This window comes from Deinococcus aquaedulcis, assembly GCF_019693445.1.
GTDB classification, from domain to species: domain Bacteria; phylum Deinococcota; class Deinococci; order Deinococcales; family Deinococcaceae; genus Deinococcus; species Deinococcus aquaedulcis.
Map to the genome: position 1 here is coordinate 305,352 of NZ_JAHRBL010000002.1, position 22,417 is coordinate 327,768.

Sequence of the window (22,417 nt, forward strand, 5' to 3'; positions counted from 1 at the left end):
CGGGCAGCCCACACTCAGGACGCCGCCGCCCTAACTGAGCTGCTCTATACCTATATGCGTCTGAAATCCAGCCGGGGTGGGCGGATCAGCGAACTCACGCTGGCGCACTACGCCGAGAGCGTGAGGCGCTTCCTAACCTTCACGGGGCCTCCCGAAGCCCCCGCGCACGCGCTGAACCAGTTGTCCAGCGAGGCGTTCGACCTGTGGCTGCTGCACCTGCAGGCCGAAGGGCTCGCGGCGGCCAGCGTGAAACGTCACCTCTATGGCGTCCGCAATCTGATGAAGGCCCTGGTGTGGGCGAACGTGCTGGATCATGACCCCAGCGCTGGGGTTCGCCCGCCTGCCGACGTCACGCCCGCCCACGCCCGCAAACGCGCCATAGAAGGAGCGCAATACCGCCAGTTGCTGGAGCTGCCAGAAGCGCTGCATCCCGCTCACCCCACGCGGGCCACCCGCGACCGGTTGCTGCTGCTGCTGGGCGGCAATCTGGGCCTGCGGGCCGCTGAAATCGTGGGGCTCAATATCGGGGACGCTGATCTGACGACCAGTTCCCTCCAGGTGCGGGGCAAGGGCAGCAAGTTGCGGCGGGTGCCTCTCACGGCGGGCATGAAGGCGGCCTTGCAGGCGTGGCTGACCTACCGGGTCGCCGTAACAGCCCCCAGCGGGCCCGACGCACCGCTGCTGGTCTCCCTGACACCCAGGAATCTGGGCGGACGCCTGACCACCAAAGGCGGGCGGGATATCGCGGCCCAGTACTATCAGGCGCTGGGCCTCCCGGCGGAGATGTGGGGCCTGCATACCCTGCGCCGGACAGCCGGTACCCAGCTCTACCGCGCCACCCGTGATCTGCACGTGGTCGCCGATGTGCTGGGGCACGCCTCAGTCAATACCTCGGCGATCTACGCCAAGATGGACACAGAGCTGCGCCGCGAAGCGCTGGAGGCTATGGAAGCGCTGCGGGAGAAGCCAAAGCCCTAAAGCCACGCCACCCGCCGCCGCCAGCCATACAGCACCATCAGCAGTGCCAGCCCCAGCGCCGGCAGGTCACCCACCTGCATGAACACGGTGGTGCCGCTCAGCAGCCTGGGGCGCACATCCAGCACCTGCACGGCCTGACCCGTGCTCACGGTCTGCACCGGCTGACCCAGGTCATTCACCGCGCCGGCCACGCCCAGGTTCACGCTGCGCACCAGCCAGCGCCGGGTTTCGATGGCGCGCACCCGGCCCATCTGGAAATGTTGCTGCACGCCCCAGCCCTTGTACCAGCCATCGTTGCTGGGGTTGACCAGCACCTGCGCGCCCCGGAGGGCCAGCGTGCGCGCCACCCAGGGGAACACGCTGTCATAGCAGACATAGGTGCCGTACTGGACCCCGTTCAGGGTCAGGGGCTCCAGGGTCTGGGCCGGCTGAATATCGCCCAGACCCAGGCCCAGCACCCGCTCCAGCAACCCATACAGGGGCGACAGAACGGCGTCGAAGGGCCGGGTTTCTCCAAACGGCACCGGCCGGGCCTTGAGATTGGCACTCTGTACCCGCCCCTGGGCATCGAGACTGGCGACCTGATTGAAGCGCCGCGCCGTGAGGCCGCCATTGGCGGTTGGCACGAACTCGGTGCCGCCTATGCCGCTGATACCGGGGCCGGGAAAGGTCGGCACCGGCAGGCCGGGCGTGGGCGCTGGGCCCCCTGGGAGTTCAATGGCGCCCTCGCTCCAGACCACCACGCTGCCGGGTGGGCGCTGCAGGCTGGCTTCACGCTGCACCCGCAACTGCGCATCTGCCGTGAGGGTGCCCGACGCGCGCTCAAACGCTGGAAACGCCATCCGCAGCACCCGCATGGGCTGTTCAGGCCCTTCACCGGGAAGGCGAGTCAGGCCGTAGCCCAGGGCGCCGCCCCAGGCCAGGGCGGCCAGCAGGACCGGCCGCAGAGCCCCTCTCCCCCGCCGCTCCAGCACCGCATGGGCCAGTGCCGCCGCCGTCAAGGCCACCAGCACGCTGCCCAGCAGCACACCGCCCAGGTCCGCGATCTGGATAGCGGGCGTGGGCAGCAGGGTGTACCCCAGGGTGGGCCAGGGAAAGGCCAGCGGGCCCAGAAAGCGCAGCCATTCCAGCAGCACCCAGCCGCCTGCCAGGGTCCAGACCCGACCGGTGGGCGAAGGGGTCAGGCGGGTGGCGATCAGGGCCATGCCCGCCAGGAAGGCCCCCTCCAGGGCGAACAGCAGCCCGGCCAGGGCGCCCATAGGCACGAAGCCCCGGAACAGGTCCACCAGAAAGGCCCCCAGCCACCACAGGTGCAGCCCCATGTAGCCGAAGCCTGCCCAGAACAGACGCCCGGCGGCCTGCCGGGGGGCTTCGGCGCGGGCGGTGAACGCCAGAATGGCCGCCAGCGGCAGGGCGCTCAGCGCACTCCAGGGCAGCGGCAGACCGCAGGCGGCCAGGGCCAGGCCCAGCAGCAGGGCGGTGACGGGAACAGGCATGGGGGCCATGATAGGGCCGCGCCCGGCCCATGTTTCGGCAGCAGGTGGCGAAGCCGCCGCACGACCTGCCCAGGCCACGAGGCTAAAGAGTGCCACAGGGGTCCCCCGTGGGTGGCATGGCGGCCACGCACCACAGATAAGGGCGGAATGTTCTAGGATACGTGCACCTTGCGAGTGGCCTTTATCAGTGACATACACGGCAACATTCACGCCCTGACGGCGGTGAAACGCTTCCTGAGCGAGAACATCGTCAATCAGGTGATCGTGGTGGGCGACCTCGTGGGCTACGGCGCCAGCCCCGGGCCGGTGATTGACTTCGTGCGGCGTGAGGGCTGGGTGACCGGCCTGGGGTCCAGCGACATGCGCGTGGCCATTGACCTGGGCGACCGCGCCGACCGGAAGGGCGTGGCCGATCAGGTGCTGACCTGGACGAAGAAGATCCTGACCCCCGAGCAGCTGGACTTTCTGCGCCGATTGCCGCCGGGCGGGCGCATTACCACGCCGATTGGCCGCGTGCGCTTCTTTCACGGCAGCCCCTACGCCCCGGACCAGCGCCTGGACCTGATGGCCCCCGAGCGCGAACTCGAAGAACTGGCCGATTCGCTGGGCGCCCGCGTGATCGTGGTGGGCGGCTCGCACGTGCCCTTTGTGCGTGTGCTGGGTGACACGACCTTCGTGGACCCCGGCAGCGTGGGCTTGACCCTGAACCACGAACCCGGCGCCGACGTGGCGATTGTGGACTGCGTGGGCCGCAAGCCCAAGGTGTCCCTGCACAAGGTGACCTATGACTTTGCGTCCAGCGCCTTTGACATCATGGCCTGGAACCTGCCGCCGGTGATTGCCGATGTGATTCGCACCGGGCGAATGGGGTAAAGGACAAAAGCAGAGGCGCGGCGGACCCAGTTACAGGTCCGCCGCGCTTTTCTGGGCTTTCTGGTCTTCAGGCCGGCACCGGGGCCAGCGCATCCAGAAAGCGCCCAGCGAGGCCGCGTTCGCCCAGCAGGTCTTCCAGCGCGCGCATCAGGGTCAGGTACGGCGCGGGGCGGGCGGTTTCGCCCATCAGGCCCAGGCGCCAGATCTGGCCGGCGGTGGGGCCCAGGCCGCCCGTCACGCTGATGCCGCGCTCGCGCAGGCGGCGGCGCACGTCAGCGTCATTCAGGTCCGTGGGGAGGCGCAGGGCCAGCACAGTGGGCAGCCGGGCTTCGGGGCGGGCTACGTACGGCGTAAAGCCCAGGGGCGCCAAGGCCCGTTGCACCGCCTGCCCAATCTCCGCGGCGCGCGCCTGGCGCACGGTCAGGCCTTCGTCCAGGGCGGCCCGCAGCGCCGCGTGCAGGGCGTAGTGGAGGTTCACCGGCACAGTGTGGTGGTAGCTCTGGCGGTCCCAGTAGTCGCGCAGGCCTTCAAAGTCGCAGTACCACAGCGGGGTGGGGGTCCGCCGCGCGGCAAAGCGTTCAAAGGCCCGGGCGCTGATCGCCACCGGGGCCAGCCCGGGGGGGGCCGAGAGGCACTTCTGCGCCCCGGTGTAGGCGTAGTCCACGCCCCATTCGTGCATGGCGAAGGGCTCCATGCCCGCCGTGGTCACCGCGTCCACCGTCAGCAGGGCGCCGCTGTTCCGCACCAGGGCCGCCAGGGCGGGTACCGGGTTCAGCACGCCGGTGCTGGTTTCGCCGTGCACCACCGCCACCAGCCGCACGCCGTCCAGCTGCGCGGCCACCGCTGCCGGGTCAATGGGCTCGCCGTGCGGGGCCTGCACCACGCGCACGCGGGCGCCATAGCGGGTGGCCATCTCGGCCATGCGCGCGCCGAACGAACCGTTGACACACACCAGCACCTCGTCGCCCGCCTCCACCAGATTGGCGAAACCCGCTTCCATGCCCAGGCTGCCGGTGCCGGCCAGCAGGGCGGTAAAGGTGTCCGGCGCCGCGCCGTACATGGCGCGCAGGTCGGCCTGAATCTCGCGGTTCAGGGCAAAGACCTCGGGGTCCATGTGGCCCAGCATGGGGCGGGTCAGGGCAGCCAGGGCGTCGGGGTGGATCGGCGTGGGGCCGGGCGTGAGGAGGGTGTGCTCGGGCGCAGGGGCGGACATGGCCTACAAGGTAGTGGAACGGGCAGGTTTTAGCAATGATATTGCGAATGAGTGAAGGACAAGCGATTTTGATGGGGAAATATTGCTCCAAGAATCAGAAGATGCCTTGCAAATTGCCCAGAATGAAAAGAGTCGTCACGGTGCAGTGCGCGGGGCTTTGCGGGGCTGTCCAGACACCTTCAGAGCTGAGCCTCTAGCATGGGGGGCATGAGTGAACCCAGCCTGCGCGCGGTGCTGTTTGACCGGGACGACACGATTGCCTACACCGACCCAGGCGTATACCGCGAGGCCGCTGCCTGGATGGCGCGCACGTACAGCGTTCCTATAGACGCCGCGCTGCAGGCCCTACGCGAGCAGTGGGCGGCGCGGGCGCTGACGTGGTGGGATCTGCGCTCCCAGGCCCAGGAAGACGCCTTCTGGGCCGACTACGGCACCGAGTTGACCGGCCGCCTGGGTCTGTCCCCCGAAGCAGCGCCGCAGCTGATGGCCGCCTATCCATACGAGGTCTACATGAAGCCGGTGCCGCATGCCCGTGAGGTGCTGCTGGAACTGCGTGCCCGGGGTCTGAAGGTGGGGGTGCTGAGCAACACCCTGCCCAGCATTGACCGCACCCTGAAGGCGGTGGGCCTGGACGATCTGGTGGACGTGGCGGTGGCCACCTGCGTGGTGGGCGTGCACAAACCGGACGCCGGGGCCTACCTGCACGCGGCCGAGGCCCTGGGGGTGGAACCTGCCGAGGTGCTGTTCGTGGACGACAAGGCCGAGAACGTTGAGGCGGCCCGCGCGCTGGGCATGCAGGCGGTGCAGATTGACCTGCGCGGCGAGGTGGCGGGCGCCCTGCACGACCTGCGCGCGGTGCTGGACCGGGTGCCGGGGCCCGCCCACGCGCCGTGAGGCCCGTGCGGATTGACGCCCACCTCGATCTCGCCATGAACGCCCTGGATGGGCGCGACCTCACCCTGAGCCTGGAAGCGCTGCGGGCCCGCGACCCGGTGAACGGCCAGACGGCCGCCGTCACGCTGCCGGAACTGCGGGCCTCGGGGGTGCAGGTGTGTCTGGGGACGCTGTTCGCTCTGCCGCGCACCCCGGGCAGTCCGCACGGGTACGTGGACCACGCGGGCGCCCGCGCGCAGGCCCTGGCCCAGCTGGACGTGTATCGCCGCTGGGAGGACGCCGGACTGGTGCGGGTGCTGACGAGCCGCGCCGGGGTGGCGGCCCACTTGCAAGACGAGCACGCGCCGCTGGGGGTGGTGCTGCTGATGGAAGGGGCCGATCCGGTGCGTGGCGCCGACGATCTTCCCTTCTGGGCAGAAAGGGGCGTGCGCCTCATTGGGCCGGCCTGGGGACGCACGCGCTACGCCGGGGGCACCGACGCACCGGGGCCCCTGACGGAGGCGGGGCGCGAACTGGTGACTGCCATGCGTGAGCTGGGCCTGACCCTGGACGCCTCGCACCTGGACGACGCGGCGTTCTGGGACGCGGCGGAGCTGGGGGTCGGCATGATCGCCTCGCACGCCAATGCCCGCGCGCTGGTGCCGGGCAACCGCCACCTGAGTGACGAGATGGCGCGCGCCGTGGCGCAGGCGGGGGGGGTGATTGGGCTGGTCTACCTGAACCGCTTTATTCGCCCGCTGCCCGAAGGGAGCCTGGAGCAGGTGCCGCTGGCCGAGCTGGCGGCGCACGCGCGGCACTACGCCGCTTTGGTCGGCTGGGACCATGTGGGACTGGGCAGCGATCTGGACGGGGGCTTCGGGGCCGAGAAGGCGCCGGCTGGCGTCACGCGCCACCGCGAGGTCTGGCGGCTGCTGGACGAATTGCCCGAGGCCGCGCGGGCGGGGGTGGCCGGCGGGAACTGGGCGCGCTGGCTGAGCACCCGGCTGTGAGGCCCGGCTAGCGGGTGTTCAGGGCGGTCCCAAACTGCTCGTTCAGGAAGACGGCCAGCGCCTGCGCAAAGCGCTCGTGGGCAAAGCTGCTGGGGTGAATGCCGTCCAGGCTGAAGCGGCGCCCAAAGGGGGCCGCCGCTGTGGGCAGCAGGGGCCGGCCTGGAAGACGGTCCAGCACCGCATTCACGTCGAACACCGGCACCGAATTGGCGGCGGCCAGTTCGCGGATCGCGTCGTTGTAGCCGCGCACGATCTGCTGGGCCTGGGTGTATTCGGCGGCGGTCAGGGCGGCCGGGCTGGTGCAGGACAGCGGCTGCTCACGGCTGGCCTTGGCCACCGTCAGCGTGCCGAAATACGCTTCCTGGCCCTGGCAACTGGCGTCCACCAGTCCGCCCAGGCGCAGCACCCGCACCGGGATCAGGGCAGGGACCCGGGTCATGTCGGGCAGCGTCATCACGACCAGATGCGGCACGCCGCCGTCCAGCAGGCGGGCCAGCAGCTCGGCGTAGTCGGCCCGGAACTGGGCCAGTGGGGTGGCCTGGTCCGGCTGCCCGCGCAGGGTGGGCAGCAGCGCGTCGTTGTTGCCAATCCACAGGGTCACAAACTGGGGCTGCCGCTGCAACGCCGCCTGCAGCTGGGTGGTGCCGGGGCCCAGAATCGCGCGGTACAGGTCCGGGTCGTACAGCAGCGGGTCGGGGTCTTGCGCCTGGGTGTCGGTGCTGCGCAGCACGTCGCCCACCCTGGCGCCGGGCACCGCCACCACCATGGCCTGCACGTCTGGACGGGCCCGCTGGCAGGTCTTGGCACCGCTCACGCCGATGGGTGGCGGGCAGCCAGGGGCCAGGACGTCGGGCATGGGCGTGTCCAGGCCGCCCCGCTGGCCCAGCAGGTGGGCGTAGGAGGCGTTCTGGGACTCGGCGGTGAGGCCGCCAGACTGGAAGCCGGCCGTGATGCTGTCGCCCATCGCCACATAGCGGGCAAAGGGCACAGCGGCGGCGCGTGGGCTGGGCGACAGGGCGGGCGTGCAGGCGGTGAGGAGCGCGAGGCAGACGAGGGCGGCTTTCATGGCACCACCTCCACAGACGCAGCGGCGGCGCGGGGCGGCCACCAGCGAATGTGGGTATACCACAGCCTTCCTGCGTGTCTGGGTGCGCTTGGCTACGACTTCCGAACCCATGCCGCTTCCCCGTGACGGCGCGTCTACGCCGCAGAGAAGGAAAAGACACAGATCCCGTTCATGTTCAGCCTGTTCCGCTGCCCCAGCTGTGGCCGTGCGCCCGCCCGTTTCGGCGTAGGCTGGAGCGCGTGACGGATCTCGCTCTGGACCCCCGCATTCACGCCTTTGATTCGGCGGCCCGGGTGGCCGAAAGCGCCCTGCGCGGGCAGTTGCCCGGCGAAGGCTGGCGCTACCTGGGCACGCGCCCCCTGTGGGCGGGCCCCGGCCGCCTGAGCCTGCTCGGTGCCCCCGAGGACGGCGCCGAGCAGGTCACCGAGGCCCTGCCGGGCGAGGCCCTGGCGCTGCTGTGGGAAAACCGCGAGGGCTGGGCGCGGGTGCGCACGGTGCATGACGGCTACCTGGGCTGGGTGCGGGTCCTTGAGCCGCAGCCGCAGCCGCCGGCGGCCGAGTTGCATCCTGTCACCGCCCTGCGGGCCCACGCCTACGCGGGGCCCAGCATCCGGCAGCCGCTGGTGGGCGAACTGGCGCTGGGGGCCCAGGTGGGCACACGGCCTGGCGAGGTGGTCGAGGAACAGGGGCGCCGCTGGGTGCCGGTCACGCTGGGCGACGGTGTGGAGGCCTGGGTGCAGGCGGCCGTGTTCTCCCCCATTCCGGGCGACGTGGCGGACCTCGCACTGCGCTTTCTGGACGCGCCGTATGTGTGGGGCGGGCGCAGCGCGTGGGGGCTGGACTGCTCGGGGCTCACGCAGGTCGTGTACGCGGCGCATGGGCGGGCCCTGCCGCGCGACGCCGACCAGCAGCAGGCGGCGCTGCAGGCGGTGGAGGCGCCGGTGCGCGGTGACCTCGCCTTCTTCCCGGGGCACGTGGGCCTGATGCTGGATGAACGGCGCATGGTGCACGCCAACGCCACGCACATGCGGGTGAGCATCGAGACGCTGGGCGAGGGCGAGTACGGCACGCGGCTGCAAGAGAGCCTGGAGGGCTTTGGGCGGTGGCCCGGGTGAGCCTAGGCTGGGAGACGCTGGAGCTGCACACTGCGCAGCCCTTTGGCATTGCCCGCTGGACGCACAGTGTGTATCCGCGCACCTTCGTGACCTTCACGCAAGACGGCGTGATGGGCCAGGGCGAGGCGGCCCCGAATGCCTTTTACGGCGAGACGCGCGCCACGGTAGAGGGCGTGCTGCCGCTGCTTTCGGGGGCCCTGGAGGACCCCTGGGACTGGGACGGGCTGGGCGCGCGCCTCGCCGCACTGATGCCGCAGGGGCACCCCAGCGCCAAGTGCGCTCTGGAGATGGCAGCGGTGGACTGGTGCGCGCGCGCCGTGGGCCGCCCGGCGTGGCAACTGCTGGGCCTGAGCCCGCTGCCACTGCCGGAAAGCAGCTACACGGTGGGCATCGCCCCGCTGGACGACATGCGCCGGCAGGCCCGCGAGGCTGTAGGCCGGGGCCACGGCGTGCTGAAGGTGAAGCTGGGTACCGACCACGACGAGGCGATTGTTCAGGCCCTGCGCGAGGAAGCGCCTGGGGTGGCCCTGCGGGTGGACGCCAACGCCGCCTGGACCCGCCCCCAGGCCCGGCGGATGCTGGACGTGCTCTCTGCCGCGCGCGTCGAATTGGTGGAGCAGCCCCTGGCGGCCGGCGATCTCGAGGGGCATGCGGCCCTGCGTGGGGTCTCAGCGGTGCCCCTCGTGGCGGATGAAAGTCTGCACCATGTGGGGGACGTGCTGGCCCTGGCGCGCGCCTTTGACGGCGTGAACCTGAAGCTGGCCAAGCTGGGCGGGCCGCTGCAGGCCCTGCGCGCCTTGCGGCTGGCGCGCGCGGCGGGGTTGCAGGTGATGATGGGCTGCATGATTGAAAGCAGCCTGGGCATTGCGGCGGCGGCGGCCCTGGCGGGCGCGTGCGACTGGGCCGACCTGGACGGCGCCCTGCTTTTGGCCGACGATCCATTTGAGGGACTGGTGTGGCAGGCGGGGCACTTGCAGCGGCCCACAGGCGCCGGCTGGGGCGTGACGCGGCGGTGAGCCTGCGTATCGCTCTTATCGGCTGCGGGAACCGGGGCGCGGACGTTTACGGGCGTTTACTGCAGGCCCAGGGCGCGCGGATCACCCACCTGGTCGAACCGCGCGCCGCACGCCTGGCCGAGGTGGCGGCGCGGCATGGGGTGGAACCAGAGGCGCAATTTGTCCACTGGGACGCCTTCTTCGCCCGGGGGCGGGTGGCCGACGCGGTGGTGATCGCCACCCCTGACGACGCGCATGTGGGGCCCTGTCTGCAGGCGCTGGCCCTGGGCTACGACGTGCTGCTGGAAAAGCCGGTCTGCCTGCACGAGCACGAACTGGCGTTGCTGCTCCAGGCCGAGGCGGCGTCGGCCGGGCGGGTCACGGTGTGCCATGTGTTGCGCGCCACGCCGTTTTTTCAGGCGGTGCAGGGGGTGCTGGACGGGGGCGCCCTGGGGCAGCTGGTGGGGATTCAGCACGCGGAGAACGTGGCGCACTGGCATTACGCGCATTCGTATGTGCGGGGCAACTGGCGCGCCACGCCGCCCGCCGCACCGTTCCTGCTGGCCAAGAGCAGCCACGACCTGGATCTGCTGCGCGCGTTTGCGGGTGCCCGGCCGCTGCGGGTCAGTAGCGAAGGCGGGCTGCACCACTTCCGCCCGGATCAGGCGCCACCCGGCGCCGCTGACCGCTGCGTGGTGTGCCCGGTGGTGGGCTGTCCCTCGGATGCCCGCCGGATTTATCTGGACCGTGATCCAGGGATCTGGCCGGTTACTGTGCTCACGGCCGGGGGGCAGGCGCTGGAGGACGCCCTGGCGCAGGGACCCTACGGCGAATGCGTGTACCTGGGCCACAACAACCAGCCGGACCATCAGGCGGTGACCGTGGTCTTCGAGGGTGGCGTGACCGCGCAGCTGACAGTGAGTGCGTTTACCCACAACAACACGCGCACGCTGAAGCTGCTGGGCACCCACGGCGAACTGCGCGGCCATATGGAACGCGGTGAGCTGGAGCTGCACGACTTTCGGAGCAGCGCAGTGACCCACTGGACAGTAGACACAGCAGGTATCCACGGCGGCGGTGACCTGGGCCTGGTGCAGGCGTGGCTGGCCTTCCTGCGCGGGGCGGCCCCTCCCCCAACGCCGCTGGCGCAGTCGCTGGATTCGCACCGGATGGCGTTTGCGGCCGAGCGGGCGAGGGTGGAAGGTCGCGTGGTGGAGTTGGAGTGAAGACAAGGTTTGCTTATAGAATACTAAGTGAAAGTATTCACGATTATATCAGATCGTGAAATTTTCGTCTCGTCGGTTGCTTTGAAGGCTCCATTCGCCGTTGAGCTTCTCCAGAAGCACATAGTCCGTATTACCCAGCACCAGTTCGCCCTGCATCCAGACCTCCTCGATATCCCGGCCCAGCAACGCGGCCAGGCCAATGCGCAGGATGCCGCCGTGCGAGACCACAGCGGCCTCCTGGTCCTGGGGCAACCCCTCCAGAGCCTGCACAAAGCGCGCGGCAATTTGCTCGAACGTCTCGCCGCCGCGAAAGCCCAGCCCGCCGCCGGGCAGGCGCAGGTCGTGGACAGCGGTTTTCAAGTCGGCGTAGGGGCGGCCAGCCCAGTCGCCGCAGTCCACCTCCTGCAGGTCGGGGCGCACCTGCACAGGCAAGCCCAGTGCGCGCGCCAGAGGCTCGGCTGTTTGCTGGGCGCGGCGGTAGGTGCTGGCGTACACGGCCTGGGGGCGTGGAGATGCGGCGGCAAGGCGCCCGGCCAGCGCCTGCGCCTGGGCGTGGCCCCGCTCGCTGAGTTCGTCGCCCGCGCTCGCCGCGCCGCGCAGAATGCCGGCCTGATTGCCGTGGGTTTCGCCGTGCCGGATGAGCCACAGGTGCATGGGGCGCAGTCTACGGAATCGGGAGGGAAAGCCAGGGCGCAGGTCTTCCCTTCCCTACGGTCAGGCGGGGCGCAGGGCGTCGGCTACAGCGGCGGCCAGCGGCGTGGTGGGGCGGCCGATCAGGCGGCGCAGGTCGCCACTGTCGGTCTTCAGTTCGCCGCGCGCCAGGCCGGCGTCGGAATCGGCCAGCATCTCGGCCAGGGGGGCGGGCAGGCCAAAGCTTTTCAGGGTCTGGGCGTACTCGGCCACCGGCAGGTTCTGGTAGGCCACCGGGCGCCCGCCCTGGCGGCTGAATTCGGCGGCGATCTGGGGCAGGGTCAGGGCCTCGTCGCCGCCCAGCTCGTAGGTGGCGCCCTCGTGGCCCTCGCCGGTCAGAACAGCAGCGGCGGCTTCAGCGTAGTCGGCGCGGGTGGCGGGGGTCACCTGACCGTCGCCGGCGGCACCCAGCAGTACGCCCTGGGCCAGGGTCTGCGCCAGACTGCCCGTGTAATTCTCGGTGTACCAGCCGTTGCGCAGCAGGGTGAAGGGGACGCCGGACGCGCGCAGAATCTCTTCGGTGGCCCGGTGGTCGGCGGCCAGCCCCATCTGCGCCGTGCCGGCATTCAGCAGGCTGGTGTACGCCAGGAGGGCCACGCCGGCCTCACGCGCGGCCTCGATCACCTGGCGGTGCTGACCGGGGCGGTCGTTCAGGTCGTTGCTGGAGACCAGCAGCAGGCGGCTCACCCCGTCCAGGGCGGGGGGCCAAGTTTCCGGCTGGGTGTAGTCAGCACGGCGCACCTGCACGCCCTGGGCAGCCAGGTCGGCGGCCTTTTCGGGGGAGCGCACCAGGGCCACCAGGGTCTGGGCGGGCACGCCGCGCCGCAGCAGGGCGTCCAGGGTCAGGCGGCCAAGGTGGCCAGTGGCACCAGTCACAGCAATCATGGGAACTCCTTCGGGATGAGGGGCGAGGTGTCGGCGTTTCACTTACATGTTGGAGAAAAAAATTTAGCCGGCCCGCTGGGCCAGGTCTGCCGTCACGTCGGCCAGGGTGGTCCGGGCCAGTTCGGCTTCCAGGGCGGCCTGGGCCTGGGCAAAGTGCGCCTCCAGGGTGGCCTGGATGTTGGCGCCCACCGGGCAACTGGGGTGCGGGTGCTCGTGCAGGCGAAACACCGACCCCTGACCCACGGCGCGGTACACGTCCAGCAGGGTGATCTGCGTGGGCGGGCGGGTCAGTTCAGCGCCGGCCACGCCCCGGCGGGTGCGCAGCAGCCCGGCGCGGCGCAGCAGCCCCGAGACGGTGCGGATCACCACCGGGTTGGTGCCCACACTGCCGGCCATCTCGGCTGAACTGGAGGCGTCCGGGAACTGATGAACCAGGGCCAGGATATGCACCGCCACAGAAAATTGACTGTTCACTGGCCCCACCTCCTCTCCAACGTGTCACAGTTTTGCTGACAAGTTAGGGGTTGTCAAGTCTTCAGCGACAGGGCGCTTTCCCTCACGGAGTCGCGCGCGCCCCTCCCCTATCCTGGGCAGGTGCATCCAGACGACCTGCCCGTGCTGCCCACCACGCCCGGCGTGTACATCTTCCGCAAGGGGGGCACGCCGATCTATATCGGCAAGGCCAAGAACATCCGCGCCCGGGTGGGGCAGCACTTCAAGGCAGGCGGCAAGAGCGGCAAGTTCACGGCGCTGGCGGACACGCTGGAATTCATCACGGCCCGCAACGAGGTCGAGGCGCTGGTGCTGGAAGCCAACCTCATCAAGCAGCACCGGCCGCACTACAACGTCACGCTGAAAGACGATAAACACTACCCGTTCCTGAAGCTGACGAACGAAGCGTTTCCCATGCTGGTGGTCACGCGCCGAGTCCTCAAAGACGGGGGCAGCTACTACGGGCCGTACCCGGATTCCTCGGCTGTACGGCGGGTCAAGCACCTGATTGACACCATGTTTCCGCTGCGCAAGAACTCTGGTCTGCCGCTGCAGAAAAAGGCCCGGCCCTGCCTGAACTTTCACATGGGCCGCTGCCTGGGCCCGTGTGTGGACCGCGCCGAGCCGACCGAGTACGCGCGGGTGGTGGAGGACGTGAAATCGCTGCTGGAAGGCCGCGCGGCGCCGGTGATTGCCCGCCTGAAGGCCGACATGAAGGTGGCGGCCCAGGGCCAGGATTTCGAGCAGGCCGCCCGGGTGCGCGACCGGGTGCAGGCGGTGGAAAAGCTCTTTGGCACCGAGCAGCACGCCTTTGTGAGCGACGAGACGGACCTGGATTTCCTGGGCGCGGCGCAGGCGGGGGAATACGCGATGGTGCAGCTGTTTCGCATGCGCGGCGGGCGCGTGGTGGGGCGCGACAAGCGCTTTCTGTCGGGCACCGAGGACGCGCCGCTGGGCGAGATTGTGGAAGCCTTTGTGCAGGACTACTACACCCAGGCCACCCATGTGCCGGGACTGATCCTGCTGCCGGCCGACTTTGAAGACGCCCCGGTGTGGAGCGAGTTTCTCTCGGAAAAGGCGGGGCGCAAGATCGAGATGCGCACGCCCAAGCGCGGCGACAAGGTGGACCTCGTGGAGATGGCGCAGCGCAACGCGGGGGCGGGCCTGGACTCCGAACTGGCGCTGCTGGAACGCCGGGGCGACCACCCGGGCCTGGACGCCCTGCGCGAGGTGCTGGCGCTGCCGGACCGGCCGTGGCGCATCGAGGGCTACGACAACTCGAACCTGTTTGGCACGAACATCGTCTCCGGCATGGTGGTCTTCGAGGGCGGGCGGGCACGCCGGGGTGAACACCGCCGCTTCAAGGTCAAGGGCCTGGACCACCCCGACGACTACACCGCCATGCGCCAGACGATCACCCGGCGCTTTACCGGCAGTCTGGCCGACAAACTGCCCCTGCCGGACCTGCTGCTCATTGACGGCGGGCGCGGGCAGGTGAACGCGGCGCTGGACGCTCTGAAGGACGCGAATCTGCAGATCCCGGTGGTGGGGCTGGCCAAGCGCGAGGAGCGCCTGATTCTGCCGGGGCGCTACGGGGCGCAGTGGTGGCTGGAAAGCGGCACCGAAATTGGCGTGGAGCGCGAGTTGCTGCTGCCGCACACCCACCCGGCGTTGCGGGTGCTGATCGGGGTGCGCGACGAGGTGCACAACTACGCGGTGACCTATCACCGCAAACTGCGCGGTCAGGACATGCTGCGCAGTGTGTTCGACGACCTGCCGGGCATTGGGCAGAAGCGCCGCGACGCGCTGCTGGAGCACTTCACCAGCCTGGAGGATCTGGCGGGGGCGCCGCTGGAACAGATTGCGGCAGTGCCGGGGATGACCATGCGGGCGGCGCAGAGTGTGAAGGCGTTCCTGGCGGAGCGGGCGGCGAATCAGGCTCCAGTGACACGGTAAAGGAATCGGGGTACGGATTCTGCTGGTTCGGCAGGTGAAACAGAAGGCGCGCAGGGGCGAATAATGGGCAGGCGAATGCTCTGCCTCGAAGGTCGGAAAACAGCGCCTCCCCATCCCTCTCCTTAAGATTGAGTGGCTCAAGGTTCGGCGTTGGGCCCTTTTGGCTGGACACGAGTTCGGGGTTTAGACCACTCAGTGAACCGGACATGGCACTATGCGGGGCGACACCACAGTACATGCGCCCGCTCCTCCAGACTCTGGCCTGGGGCTGGGCCGCACGCTGGCCGGGTGATCTTCACTGCCTGTCGTGTCTGGGAGACCTCTATGAAGCACACTTTTGCCCTCCTGCCGCTTACCACTCTTGCCCTGCTGGCCGGTTGTGCCGGGCAGACGCCGCTGCCCGAGAGCGCGGCCCTGAACCTGCAAGGGGGGCCCACCTTCCGCGTGGACCTGCGCGAAACGCCGCTGGCGGCCCTGGACGCCGCCGCGCGCGCCCGCCTGTCGCAGGAGGCGGCCGTGGAAATCACGCTGCGCAGCGGCACCACCCTGATGTACCGCAACGTGGGCGGCCATATCGTGGTGGACGGCGACATGCTGCTGGGCCGCTCGGAGGACGCCGCGCAGGTGCTCGCACGCCTGGACAAGGCGCCGGCCGGCAGCCTGGGCACCCAGAGCCTCTCGCGCTTTGCGGCGGGTGGCGGCAACTGGGCGAACAAAACGGTGCCGTATTTCTGGAAGCAGGGCGCCCTGACGGCCACGCAGGTGGCGGCGGTGAACGCGGCGGTGGAACGCTGGAACGCGCAGGCGGGCACCACCCTGCGCTGGGTCTGGAACCCGAACGCCGCCAACAAGGTGGAGTTCGTGGTGGGGGGCGGCGGCTGCGGGTCGTCGTACGTGGGGGCCATTGGGGGCACGCAGCCGCTGACCATTGCGCCGAACTGCTTTAACAACAGCACCATCATTCACGAGATGGGCCACGCCTCGGGCTTTCACCACGAGCACCAGCGCTGTGACCGCGATAACTACATTACGGTGGGCAGCGCCTACGTGGGCGACACCACCAATTTCGGCAAGACCTGCAACGCCTACACCCACGGTCCGTACGACTACGACTCGGTGATGAACTACTTCCCGCCGTACATCTACGCGCGCAGCCAGCCGGTGGGCACCTACAACGGCTCGCCGAGCAACCTGGGCAAGGTCTCGGAACTCAGCCGGGGCGACCTGTTCGCGCTGCAGGCCATCTACCCGGGCGGCACCACCCCGCCCCCCACCACGGGCCGCACCTACACCGGCACACTGAACAGCGGCGCCGCCACGGTGCAGCCGGGCTCCTCGGGCTTCTCGTACGCGGGGGGCACGCTGAAGGGCTCGCTCACCGGGCCGGCGGGCAGCGACTTTGACCTGTACCTGCAGCGCTGGTCCGGCTCGGCGTGGGGCACGGTGGCCCAGAGCACCAGCCCCGGCAATACCGAGACGGTCAGCTACGCGGCTGGGGCGGGCACCTACCGCTGGTACATCTACAGCTACAGCGGCAGCGGAACGTACAGTCTGACCGAGACGAAGTAAAGGTCGCCCACGGCCCCAACAGCGAGCCGCCCCTCTTCACTGGGAAGGGGGGCGGCTGGCGTTTCTGCGTTGGCGGGTGTGGGGGCGCGGCCCGTCACGCGGGGCTCAGGCGGTGCAGCAGGGCGCGGAGGTTCAGGGGCAGGCGCAGCAGGGGGGCTTTGGGCTGGGCGCGGGCGGCCTGACGGGCCAGGCGGGCCTGGGCGGCTTCGTCAAGCAGGGCCTGCGCGCGCCAGAGGTGGGGGTGCTGGTCGAGCATGGTGGGGGTCCTGTCGGCGGCGCCGCTGCCCCGGTGGCAGCCCGTGGTGGCGCGCGTCTGTGGCCCTTATAGTGCGCCCTAGCATGGGGGCAGCACATGCCGCACCTGGCTCAGCGGCCAGTGCGCCATTCTTCGTAGCGGCGTTAAGCCACCGGGGCTGGGTTATATGGCTTCCGAAAAATTCCGTAAGCCGTTACGGAATTTTTCCGACCGGACTGACCCAGCTGCGCAGCAGAGGGAGCAGGAAAAAGGACGGATTTCCGGGAATTGGACTGGCACAGCGCCGAAGGCGGGGAACATCCAGCTCTTTTCTAGATGTGACGGACATGGACGGCAGTCCGTATTAAGCATCGGGCAACGCACGCGGGGGCGCCCAGCGCCTGTAATGGGCAGATGCTCGCCCGACTGCGCCACGAGTTTGTGCCCTTCCTTCTGCAGCGCTGGCGCTCCCTGCTGCTGCTGTTGCTGGGCGTGATGGCGCCGCTGCTGCTCTTTACGCACCTGGCCCACGAGATCTTTGTCGAGGGGGGCTTCGCCTGGGACCAGGCGGTGCTGAACTGGTACGCCGCCCAGCGCACCCCGGGCCTGACCCGCGCGGCCGAAACGCTGGCGCAGGTGGCCGGGGTGAAGGTGCTGCCCTTTATCACGCTGGCCATTGCGTGGCTGCTGGGCAGCTGGCATGAAGGGCGCGGGCGCGCGCACGGCTGGTTTCTGCTGCTCAGCGTGCTGGGCGCGACCCTGCTGAACGTGGCGGCCAAGGTGGTGTTCCAGCGCCCCCGCCCCGATGAACTGACCGCTGTGCTGGCCGAACCCGGCTTCAGTTTTCCTAGTGGGCACGCGATGGCCAATGCGGCGTTTGGCATGGCGCTGGCCCTGGTGTTCTGGCGCTCGCGGGCGGGGTGGCCGGTGGCGGCGTTTGGGTTGGTCTGGGCCGTGACCGTGGGCGCCAGCCGCAATTACCTGGGCGTGCATTACCCGTCCGATGTGCTGGCGGGGATGACCGCCAGTGTGGCGTGGGTGGTGGGCCTGCGCCTGCTGATGGTTCGGCGCTGGCCCTCGCTGCGCCGTTCTCCGGCAGGGCAGCACGATACTCGGGAATAATGGGGGCCAGGTGGCGGCCCTTCTCCCCTGCTGTGCGGGCGCGGCGAGGGCCCTCCTGACTTCTCGGCTATAGTAAGTGAAAAGTGTCACGATTCTGCCAGCGCGTGAATTTTTTGTTTCGCTTACTGACTTAGATTGCTGTATGAGTTCGGCTCAGAGCTGAAAACCAGCGTGGACGGGGCCGTCTTCGGTGCGAAGGGGGCCGGAGCGCAGTTCTGCTTTCAGGAGCGCGCACCACCACGCACCCGGCGAGGTCCCCAGAAGAAAAGGGGGCCTCTAAAGCAGCTCCCCCCTCCCCTTTGCCCTCAAGCCTGGACTTTCTGGCCCAGGTCGAACGCCGTGTGAACGGCCCGCGTGGCGGTGTCCACATGCCCGCCCTCCACCGCCACCGAGACGTTCAGCTCGGAGCTGCCCTGGGAGATCATCAGGATGTTCACGTCCTGCGCGGCCAGCGCAGTGAACATGCGGGCCGAGACGCCGCGCTGGCCGCGCATGCCGCTGCCCACGATGGCCAGCACGGCCACGCCGGGCTGTTCCTCGATTTGCAGTTCCAGGCTGACTCCGGCGCGCAGGGCCGAGAGGGTGCGCTCGGCGTCGGCGGTCTGCACGGCCAGCGAGACGTTGCTCATGGAGGAGCTCTGCGAGACCATCAGCAGGGTGACGTTCTCGCGGGCAATAGCGTCAAAGACGCTGGCGATCACCTCGGGGATGCCCAGCACGCCGGCGCCGCTGACGTTGATGATGCTCACGTTGCGAATGGCGGTCACAGCCTTGACCGGGTGCCCGGCCTCATCGCGGGGTTCGGCCTGCACCAGGGTGCCGGGGAAGTCGGGGTCGGCGGCACTTTTCACGCGCAGGGGAATCCCACTTTCCTGCAGAGGTGTGACCGCCAGCGGGTGCAGCACCTTGGCGCCGAAATAGGCCAGCTCCATCACCTCGCCGTAGCTCAGAACCTCGATGTTGCGGGCGTCTTTGACCACGCGGGGGTCGGCGCTCATCACGCCGTCCACGTCCTTCCAGGCCCACACTTCATCGGCGCCCAGGGCCTTGCCCACGATGGTGGCGCTGAAATCGGTGCCGCCCCGGCCCAGGGTGGTGATGGCCCCCTTGTCGGTTTCGCCCATGAAACCGGCCACCACGGGCGTGACCCCGGCGGCCAGCAGGCCGCTGAGGCGGTCCTTGACGCGCTCGTAAGTGCCGGGCAGGGGCTTGGCGTTGCCAAAGTGCGTGTCGGTCAGGATGCCGGCCTCGCCGCCCGTGAGGTGGTGGGCGCGCAGGCCACCCTGTTCCAGGGCGAGGCTCATCAGGGGCGCCGAGAGGCGCTCGCCAAAGGCCACGATCAGGTCGCGCGAGCGCGGGGTGAGTTCGCGCAGCAAGTACACGCCGTACACGGCCTGGCGCAGGGTTTCGTGCATCTCGCGCAGTTCGCGCACCACGGCGCTGTCGGGGGCGGCGCCCAGTTCCTGAGCGGCCGTGAAATGCCGGGTGCGCATCAGGGCAATCTCGTCGTTGGCGCTGGCAATGTCGCCGGACTGCGCGGCGTCGGCCAGTTTCAGCAGGCTGTTGGTCACGCCCGCCATGGCAGAGACCACCACCACCACCTTGACGCCCTCGCGGATACTGCGCGCGGCCAGCGAGGCGCTGTGGCGCACGGCGCGGGCGTCTTGCATGTTTGTCCCGCCGAATTTCATGACCAGAAGCTCGTAACCCATGCCCAGAGTATGCCGCGTGCCTGGGGCAGCGGGTGGAGTGGCGTCTGGGCAGCGCAGCGCGAACGGCGTGAAGGGCCTGGGTGGATGAGCAGCACGGCTCATGGCGCAGGGCGAGCCGTCCGTGGGTGCTGTGGACGTGCGGCTGGACCAAGTGGCGGGGAGGAGTGTGCGCGAGGCAGGGCCAGTGAACACCGAGGAACGCAGGAAAACCATCACCTCCGCGCTGACCTGCGAGCTGCTGTTCCGGCCAGGAGGCGCGTTGCTTCTGGCCCTGTTCCTAGAGCGCCAGGGGCTGACACACCCCTTTCACCCGGTGTGTTAGGGTGCCGCCGTGCCGCGCGTCCTGATTCTGTGTACCCACAATTCCGCCCGGTCCCAGATGGCCGAGGCGCTGGTCCGCGCCGCCGCGCGCCGGGGGCTGGCCCTGGAGGTGCATTCAGCGGGCACCGAGGCCACGCGCGTGAAACCGGAAGCGGCCGTGGTGATGGCCGAGCTGGGCCTGGATCTCTCGGGCCACACCAGCAAGACGCTGTGGGACGTGCCGGACGCCCAGCGCTTTGATTACGTGGTGACGGTGTGCGACAGCGCGGCCGCCGGGTGCCCGGTGTATCCGGGGCAGACCGAGCGGCGGCACTATCCGTTCGTGGACCCCAGTGGCGGAAGCCTCGACCGCTGGCGGGCCGTGCGTGACCAGCTGGAGCTGCAGTTTGAGGCGTTTGTGCAGGCCCTGCAGGCGGGGCAGGCCGCGCCGCCCAGCTACGTGGACAGCCCCGCCGTGCCGGTGGCCTGAGGTGGCGCCTTCCCTGGCCCGCGCGGCGGTGGCAGAGGGGGTGGGCACCTTTGCCCTGGTGGTGCTGGGGCCCGGGGCCGCCGTGGTGCACGCGCAGACGGGCGCGCTGGGGCACCTGGGGGTGGCGCTGGTCTTCGGCCTCACCGTGGTGGGGGTGCTGGCCACGCTGGGGCCGGTCAGCGGCGCGCACATCAACCCGGCGGCCACCCTGGCCCTGACACTGGCGGGGCGCTTTCCCTGGGCGTGGGTGGCCCCGTATGTGGCGGCGCAGCTGACGGGCGCGGCGCTGGGGGCCCTGGTGCTCCTGGCCCTGCTGGGCCGCGTGGGCGACCTGGGGGTGACGGTGCCGGCGGGGCACGTGGGGCTGTCGTTTGCGCTGGAACTGGGGCTAAGCTTCTGCCTGCTGCTGGCGGCGCTGCGCTCGGGGCGACCCTGGGTGGTGGGCGGGGTGGTGGCCCTGGCGGCGGCCATCGGGGGACCGGTCAGTGGAGCCAGCATGAACCCGGCGCGCTCGTTTGGGCCGGCGCTGGTGAGCGGCATCTGGGCCGCACACTGGCTGTACTGGGCGGCGCCCGCGCTGGGGGCGGTGCTGGCAGCGGGGGTGCACCGGAGGCTGGAGAACCGGGCGCCTCTGGCTGCCCCGGCCGTGGTGGACCGTGGCGCTGCCGGCTGAGGGCCTGGGCCCTGGGGCACCGGAGCAGACCAGGGGCACCTTTCTGGAGGTGCTGCTGGTCTTTGGGCGGCTGGGCCTGACCAGTTTTGGCGGGCCGGTGGCGCACCTGGGGTACTTCCGCGAGGAATTCGTGCACCGCCGCCGCTGGCTGGATGAGGCCAGCTACGCCGAACTGGTGGCGCTGTGCCAGTTTCTGCCGGGGCCGGCCAGCAGTCAGGTGGGCATGGCCCTGGGGATTCAGCGCGCGGGGCTGCCGGGGGCGCTGGCGGCGTGGCTGGGGTTTACCCTGCCCAGCGCGGCGCTGCTGGTGCTGTTTGCGCTGGGGGTGCGCGCGGCGGGCGACCTGGACAGCGCGGGGTGGCTGCACGGCCTGAAGCTGGTGGCAGTGGCGGTGGTGGCGCAGGCGGTGCTGGGCATGGCGCGCAGCCTCACGCCCGACCGGCCCCGGGCCCTGCTGGCGCTGGGGGCCGCTGCCGTGACGCTGCTGGCCCCCTGGGCCCTGACACCCGTGCTGCTGATGGGCGCCGCTGGGCTGATCGGCTGGCGGTTTCTGAACCGGGGGGCGGCCCGGGAAGAGACGCCGCCGCAGACGGCGTGGCCGCTGGCCCTGTCGCGGCGGGTGGGGGCGGCCTGCCTGGGGCTGTTTGGGGCGCTGCTGCTGGGCCTGCCTCTGCTGCGGGAGGTGGTGGGCGGTCCAGTGCTGGGCCTGGTGGACAGCTTTTACCGCGCGGGTGCGCTGGTGTTTGGGGGCGGCCACGTGGTCCTGCCGCTGCTGGAAGCCGAGGTCGTGCCGCCCGGCTGGGTGACGCCCGACGCCTTTCTGGCCGGCTACGGGGCTGCGCAGGCGGTGCCCGGGCCGCTGTTTACCTTCAGCGCGTACCTGGGCGCGGTGGCCAATGTGGGACTGTCGCCGCTGGTGGCAGCGGGCCTGGCGCTGGGGGCTATCTTTCTGCCGGCCTTCCTGCTGGTGACGGGCGCCCTGCCCTTCTGGGGCCGCTGGCGCACGCGCCCGGGCGCGCAGGCGGCGCTGCAGGGGGTGAATGCAGCGGTGGTGGGGCTGCTGCTTGCGGCGCTGTACACGCCGGTGTTCACGGCGGCGGTGCGCTCGCCGCTGGACTTCGCTGTGGTCCTCGTGGCCTTTGCGGCGCTGGAACATGGGCGAATGCCCCCCTGGCTGGTGGTGGGGCTGGGGGCGCTGGTGGGGTGGATGCTGTAGCGGCGGGCAAAAGAGGGCTGCCTGTGGTGATCGTGGTCTCCAGAGGAGTCCCATCAGCAGCTCTGGGGCGAACGAAGTCAAAGACAGCAAGATGGGCGGCGTTGAGGGGTGCTTTTGACCCAGAGTGGAAAGAGCCGCCACGGTCAGAATCACCCGTTCTGGTCTGGATGTCTTCGACCTGCGGCGCTGGCCAAACCCACTTCCTGGAAATCCGCACTTTGAAGACCCTCTG

At 69.8% G+C, this 22,417-nt stretch carries 21 protein-coding genes; 13 read left to right on the plus strand and 8 right to left on the minus strand.

Annotated features, from left to right (window positions below):
* Positions 1 to 54: 54 nt before the first annotated feature.
* A complete protein-coding gene (locus KMW22_RS04430) occupies positions 55 to 978 on the plus strand; it encodes a tyrosine-type recombinase/integrase (RefSeq protein WP_235692560.1) in 924 nt (307 codons plus the stop codon).
* Here KMW22_RS04430 and lnt read toward each other — a convergent pair.
* Positions 975 to 2,474, minus strand: a complete 1,500-nt coding sequence (gene lnt, locus KMW22_RS04435) for an apolipoprotein N-acyltransferase (RefSeq protein WP_328774594.1) — start codon at positions 2,472 to 2,474, stop codon at positions 975 to 977. The two genes, KMW22_RS04430 and lnt, sit on opposite strands and share 4 nt — an antisense overlap.
* 168 nt (positions 2,475 to 2,642) lie before the next feature.
* On the opposite strand from lnt, the gene KMW22_RS04440 reads away from it, so the two are divergent.
* Positions 2,643 to 3,347, plus strand: coding sequence for a metallophosphoesterase family protein (locus KMW22_RS04440; protein WP_221088818.1), 705 nt, complete (start codon positions 2,643 to 2,645; stop codon positions 3,345 to 3,347).
* Positions 3,348 to 3,414: 67 nt separating this feature from the next.
* Here KMW22_RS04440 and KMW22_RS04445 read toward each other — a convergent pair whose 3' ends face one another.
* Positions 3,415 to 4,560: an aminotransferase class V-fold PLP-dependent enzyme gene (locus KMW22_RS04445; RefSeq protein WP_221088819.1), complete on the minus strand. Its 1,146-nt coding sequence runs from the start codon at positions 4,558 to 4,560 to the stop codon at positions 3,415 to 3,417.
* Between the two features lie 207 nt (positions 4,561 to 4,767).
* Between KMW22_RS04445 and KMW22_RS04450 the strand changes: the two genes are divergently transcribed.
* Both KMW22_RS04450 and KMW22_RS04455 read left to right on the plus strand, forming a co-directional pair.
* Entirely contained in the window at positions 4,768 to 5,454 is a 687-nt protein-coding gene (locus tag KMW22_RS04450; RefSeq protein ID WP_221088820.1) for an HAD family hydrolase, read from the plus strand.
* A 5-nt stretch (positions 5,455 to 5,459) separates the two neighbouring features.
* Positions 5,460 to 6,443 carry a dipeptidase gene (locus KMW22_RS04455; protein ID WP_221088821.1) on the plus strand — a complete coding sequence of 328 codons (984 nt, stop codon included), beginning with the start codon at positions 5,460 to 5,462 and terminating at the stop codon, positions 6,441 to 6,443.
* Positions 6,444 to 6,450: 7 nt separating this feature from the next.
* Here KMW22_RS04455 and KMW22_RS04460 read toward each other — a convergent pair whose 3' ends face one another.
* The gene (locus KMW22_RS04460) at positions 6,451 to 7,509 is read right to left on the minus strand and encodes an SGNH/GDSL hydrolase family protein (protein ID WP_221088822.1); all 1,059 of its coding nucleotides are present in this window, start codon (positions 7,507 to 7,509) and stop codon (positions 6,451 to 6,453) included.
* Positions 7,510 to 7,748: 239 nt separating this feature from the next.
* On the opposite strand from KMW22_RS04460, the gene KMW22_RS04465 reads away from it, so the two are divergent.
* The 3 genes from KMW22_RS04465 to KMW22_RS04475 are packed head-to-tail and all read left to right on the plus strand — an operon-like array spanning position 7,749 to position 10,845.
* Positions 7,749 to 8,624: a C40 family peptidase gene (locus KMW22_RS04465; protein WP_328774595.1), complete on the plus strand. Its 876-nt coding sequence runs from the start codon at positions 7,749 to 7,751 to the stop codon at positions 8,622 to 8,624.
* Positions 8,612 to 9,640 (plus strand): dipeptide epimerase, encoded by a 1,029-nt coding sequence (locus KMW22_RS04470; RefSeq protein ID WP_221088823.1) that lies wholly within the window; start codon positions 8,612 to 8,614, stop codon positions 9,638 to 9,640. The genes KMW22_RS04465 and KMW22_RS04470 overlap by 13 nt, the downstream gene beginning before the upstream one ends.
* Positions 9,637 to 10,845, plus strand: coding sequence for a Gfo/Idh/MocA family protein (locus tag KMW22_RS04475; RefSeq protein WP_221088824.1), 1,209 nt, complete (start codon positions 9,637 to 9,639; stop codon positions 10,843 to 10,845). The genes KMW22_RS04470 and KMW22_RS04475 overlap by 4 nt, the downstream gene beginning before the upstream one ends.
* 48 nt (positions 10,846 to 10,893) lie before the next feature.
* Here KMW22_RS04475 and KMW22_RS04480 read toward each other — a convergent pair whose 3' ends face one another.
* The 3 genes from KMW22_RS04480 to KMW22_RS04490 all read right to left on the minus strand — a co-directional run bounded on the left by KMW22_RS04480 (position 10,894) and on the right by KMW22_RS04490 (position 12,894).
* A complete protein-coding gene (locus KMW22_RS04480; protein ID WP_221088825.1) occupies positions 10,894 to 11,499 on the minus strand; it encodes a histidine phosphatase family protein in 606 nt (201 codons plus the stop codon).
* Between the two features lie 60 nt (positions 11,500 to 11,559).
* On the minus strand, positions 11,560 to 12,420 hold the full coding sequence (locus KMW22_RS04485; protein WP_221088826.1) for an SDR family oxidoreductase: 861 nt from the start codon (positions 12,418 to 12,420) through the stop codon (positions 11,560 to 11,562).
* A 63-nt stretch (positions 12,421 to 12,483) separates the two neighbouring features.
* A complete protein-coding gene (locus KMW22_RS04490) occupies positions 12,484 to 12,894 on the minus strand; it encodes an Rrf2 family transcriptional regulator (RefSeq protein ID WP_221088827.1) in 411 nt (136 codons plus the stop codon).
* Between the two features lie 120 nt (positions 12,895 to 13,014).
* Between KMW22_RS04490 and uvrC the strand changes: the two genes are divergently transcribed.
* Both uvrC and KMW22_RS04500 read left to right on the plus strand, forming a co-directional pair.
* Positions 13,015 to 14,868 carry an excinuclease ABC subunit UvrC gene (gene uvrC, locus KMW22_RS04495; RefSeq protein ID WP_221088828.1) on the plus strand — a complete coding sequence of 618 codons (1,854 nt, stop codon included), beginning with the start codon at positions 13,015 to 13,017 and terminating at the stop codon, positions 14,866 to 14,868.
* Between the two features lie 324 nt (positions 14,869 to 15,192).
* Positions 15,193 to 16,437 carry a M12 family metallopeptidase gene (locus KMW22_RS04500; RefSeq protein ID WP_221088829.1) on the plus strand — a complete coding sequence of 415 codons (1,245 nt, stop codon included), beginning with the start codon at positions 15,193 to 15,195 and terminating at the stop codon, positions 16,435 to 16,437.
* A gap of 94 nt (positions 16,438 to 16,531) precedes the next feature.
* Here the strand turns inward: KMW22_RS04500 and KMW22_RS04505 are convergent, their stop codons facing one another.
* The gene (locus tag KMW22_RS04505; protein WP_221088830.1) at positions 16,532 to 16,693 is read right to left on the minus strand and encodes a hypothetical protein; all 162 of its coding nucleotides are present in this window, start codon (positions 16,691 to 16,693) and stop codon (positions 16,532 to 16,534) included.
* Positions 16,694 to 17,086: 393 nt separating this feature from the next.
* Between KMW22_RS04505 and KMW22_RS04510 the strand changes: the two genes are divergently transcribed.
* Complete coding sequence (locus KMW22_RS04510; RefSeq protein ID WP_221088831.1) at positions 17,087 to 17,794, plus strand: phosphatase PAP2 family protein; 708 nt, start codon at positions 17,087 to 17,089, stop codon at positions 17,792 to 17,794.
* A 305-nt stretch (positions 17,795 to 18,099) separates the two neighbouring features.
* Here the strand turns inward: KMW22_RS04510 and KMW22_RS04515 are convergent, their stop codons facing one another.
* Complete coding sequence (locus KMW22_RS04515) at positions 18,100 to 19,506, minus strand: aspartate kinase (RefSeq protein WP_221088832.1); 1,407 nt, start codon at positions 19,504 to 19,506, stop codon at positions 18,100 to 18,102.
* A 331-nt stretch (positions 19,507 to 19,837) separates the two neighbouring features.
* Between KMW22_RS04515 and KMW22_RS04520 the strand changes: the two genes are divergently transcribed.
* From KMW22_RS04520 to chrA, 3 genes are read left to right on the plus strand one after another with little or no spacing between them, the layout of a single operon-like run.
* Positions 19,838 to 20,296: an arsenate reductase ArsC gene (locus tag KMW22_RS04520; RefSeq protein WP_221088833.1), complete on the plus strand. Its 459-nt coding sequence runs from the start codon at positions 19,838 to 19,840 to the stop codon at positions 20,294 to 20,296.
* 1 nt (position 20,297) lies between these two features.
* Positions 20,298 to 20,969, plus strand: a complete 672-nt coding sequence (locus KMW22_RS04525; RefSeq protein ID WP_221088834.1) for an MIP/aquaporin family protein — start codon at positions 20,298 to 20,300, stop codon at positions 20,967 to 20,969.
* Positions 20,953 to 22,185, plus strand: a complete 1,233-nt coding sequence (gene chrA / locus KMW22_RS04530; protein ID WP_456236883.1) for a chromate efflux transporter — start codon at positions 20,953 to 20,955, stop codon at positions 22,183 to 22,185. Before KMW22_RS04525 ends, chrA begins: the two co-directional genes overlap by 17 nt.
* The last annotated feature ends 232 nt before the right edge of the window (positions 22,186 to 22,417 follow it).

Bases quoted from the DNA above. Each gene is read 5' to 3' on its own strand.
- KMW22_RS04430 (WP_235692560.1), top strand. From the start codon at position 55: ATGCGTCTGAAATCCAGCCGGGGTGGGCGGATCAGCGAACTCACGCTG.
- lnt (WP_328774594.1), bottom strand. From the start codon at position 2,474: ATGCCTGTTCCCGTCACCGCCCTGCTGCTGGGCCTGGCCCTGGCCGCC.
- KMW22_RS04445 (WP_221088819.1), bottom strand. From the start codon at position 4,560: ATGTCCGCCCCTGCGCCCGAGCACACCCTCCTCACGCCCGGCCCCACG.
- KMW22_RS04450 (WP_221088820.1), top strand. From the start codon at position 4,768: ATGAGTGAACCCAGCCTGCGCGCGGTGCTGTTTGACCGGGACGACACG.
- KMW22_RS04460 (WP_221088822.1), bottom strand. From the start codon at position 7,509: ATGAAAGCCGCCCTCGTCTGCCTCGCGCTCCTCACCGCCTGCACGCCC.
- KMW22_RS04480 (WP_221088825.1), bottom strand. From the start codon at position 11,499: ATGCACCTGTGGCTCATCCGGCACGGCGAAACCCACGGCAATCAGGCC.
- KMW22_RS04485 (WP_221088826.1), bottom strand. From the start codon at position 12,420: ATGATTGCTGTGACTGGTGCCACTGGCCACCTTGGCCGCCTGACCCTG.
- KMW22_RS04500 (WP_221088829.1), top strand. From the start codon at position 15,193: ATGAAGCACACTTTTGCCCTCCTGCCGCTTACCACTCTTGCCCTGCTG.
- KMW22_RS04505 (WP_221088830.1), bottom strand. From the start codon at position 16,693: ATGCTCGACCAGCACCCCCACCTCTGGCGCGCGCAGGCCCTGCTTGAC.
- KMW22_RS04510 (WP_221088831.1), top strand. From the start codon at position 17,087: ATGCTCGCCCGACTGCGCCACGAGTTTGTGCCCTTCCTTCTGCAGCGC.
- KMW22_RS04515 (WP_221088832.1), bottom strand. From the start codon at position 19,506: ATGGGTTACGAGCTTCTGGTCATGAAATTCGGCGGGACAAACATGCAA.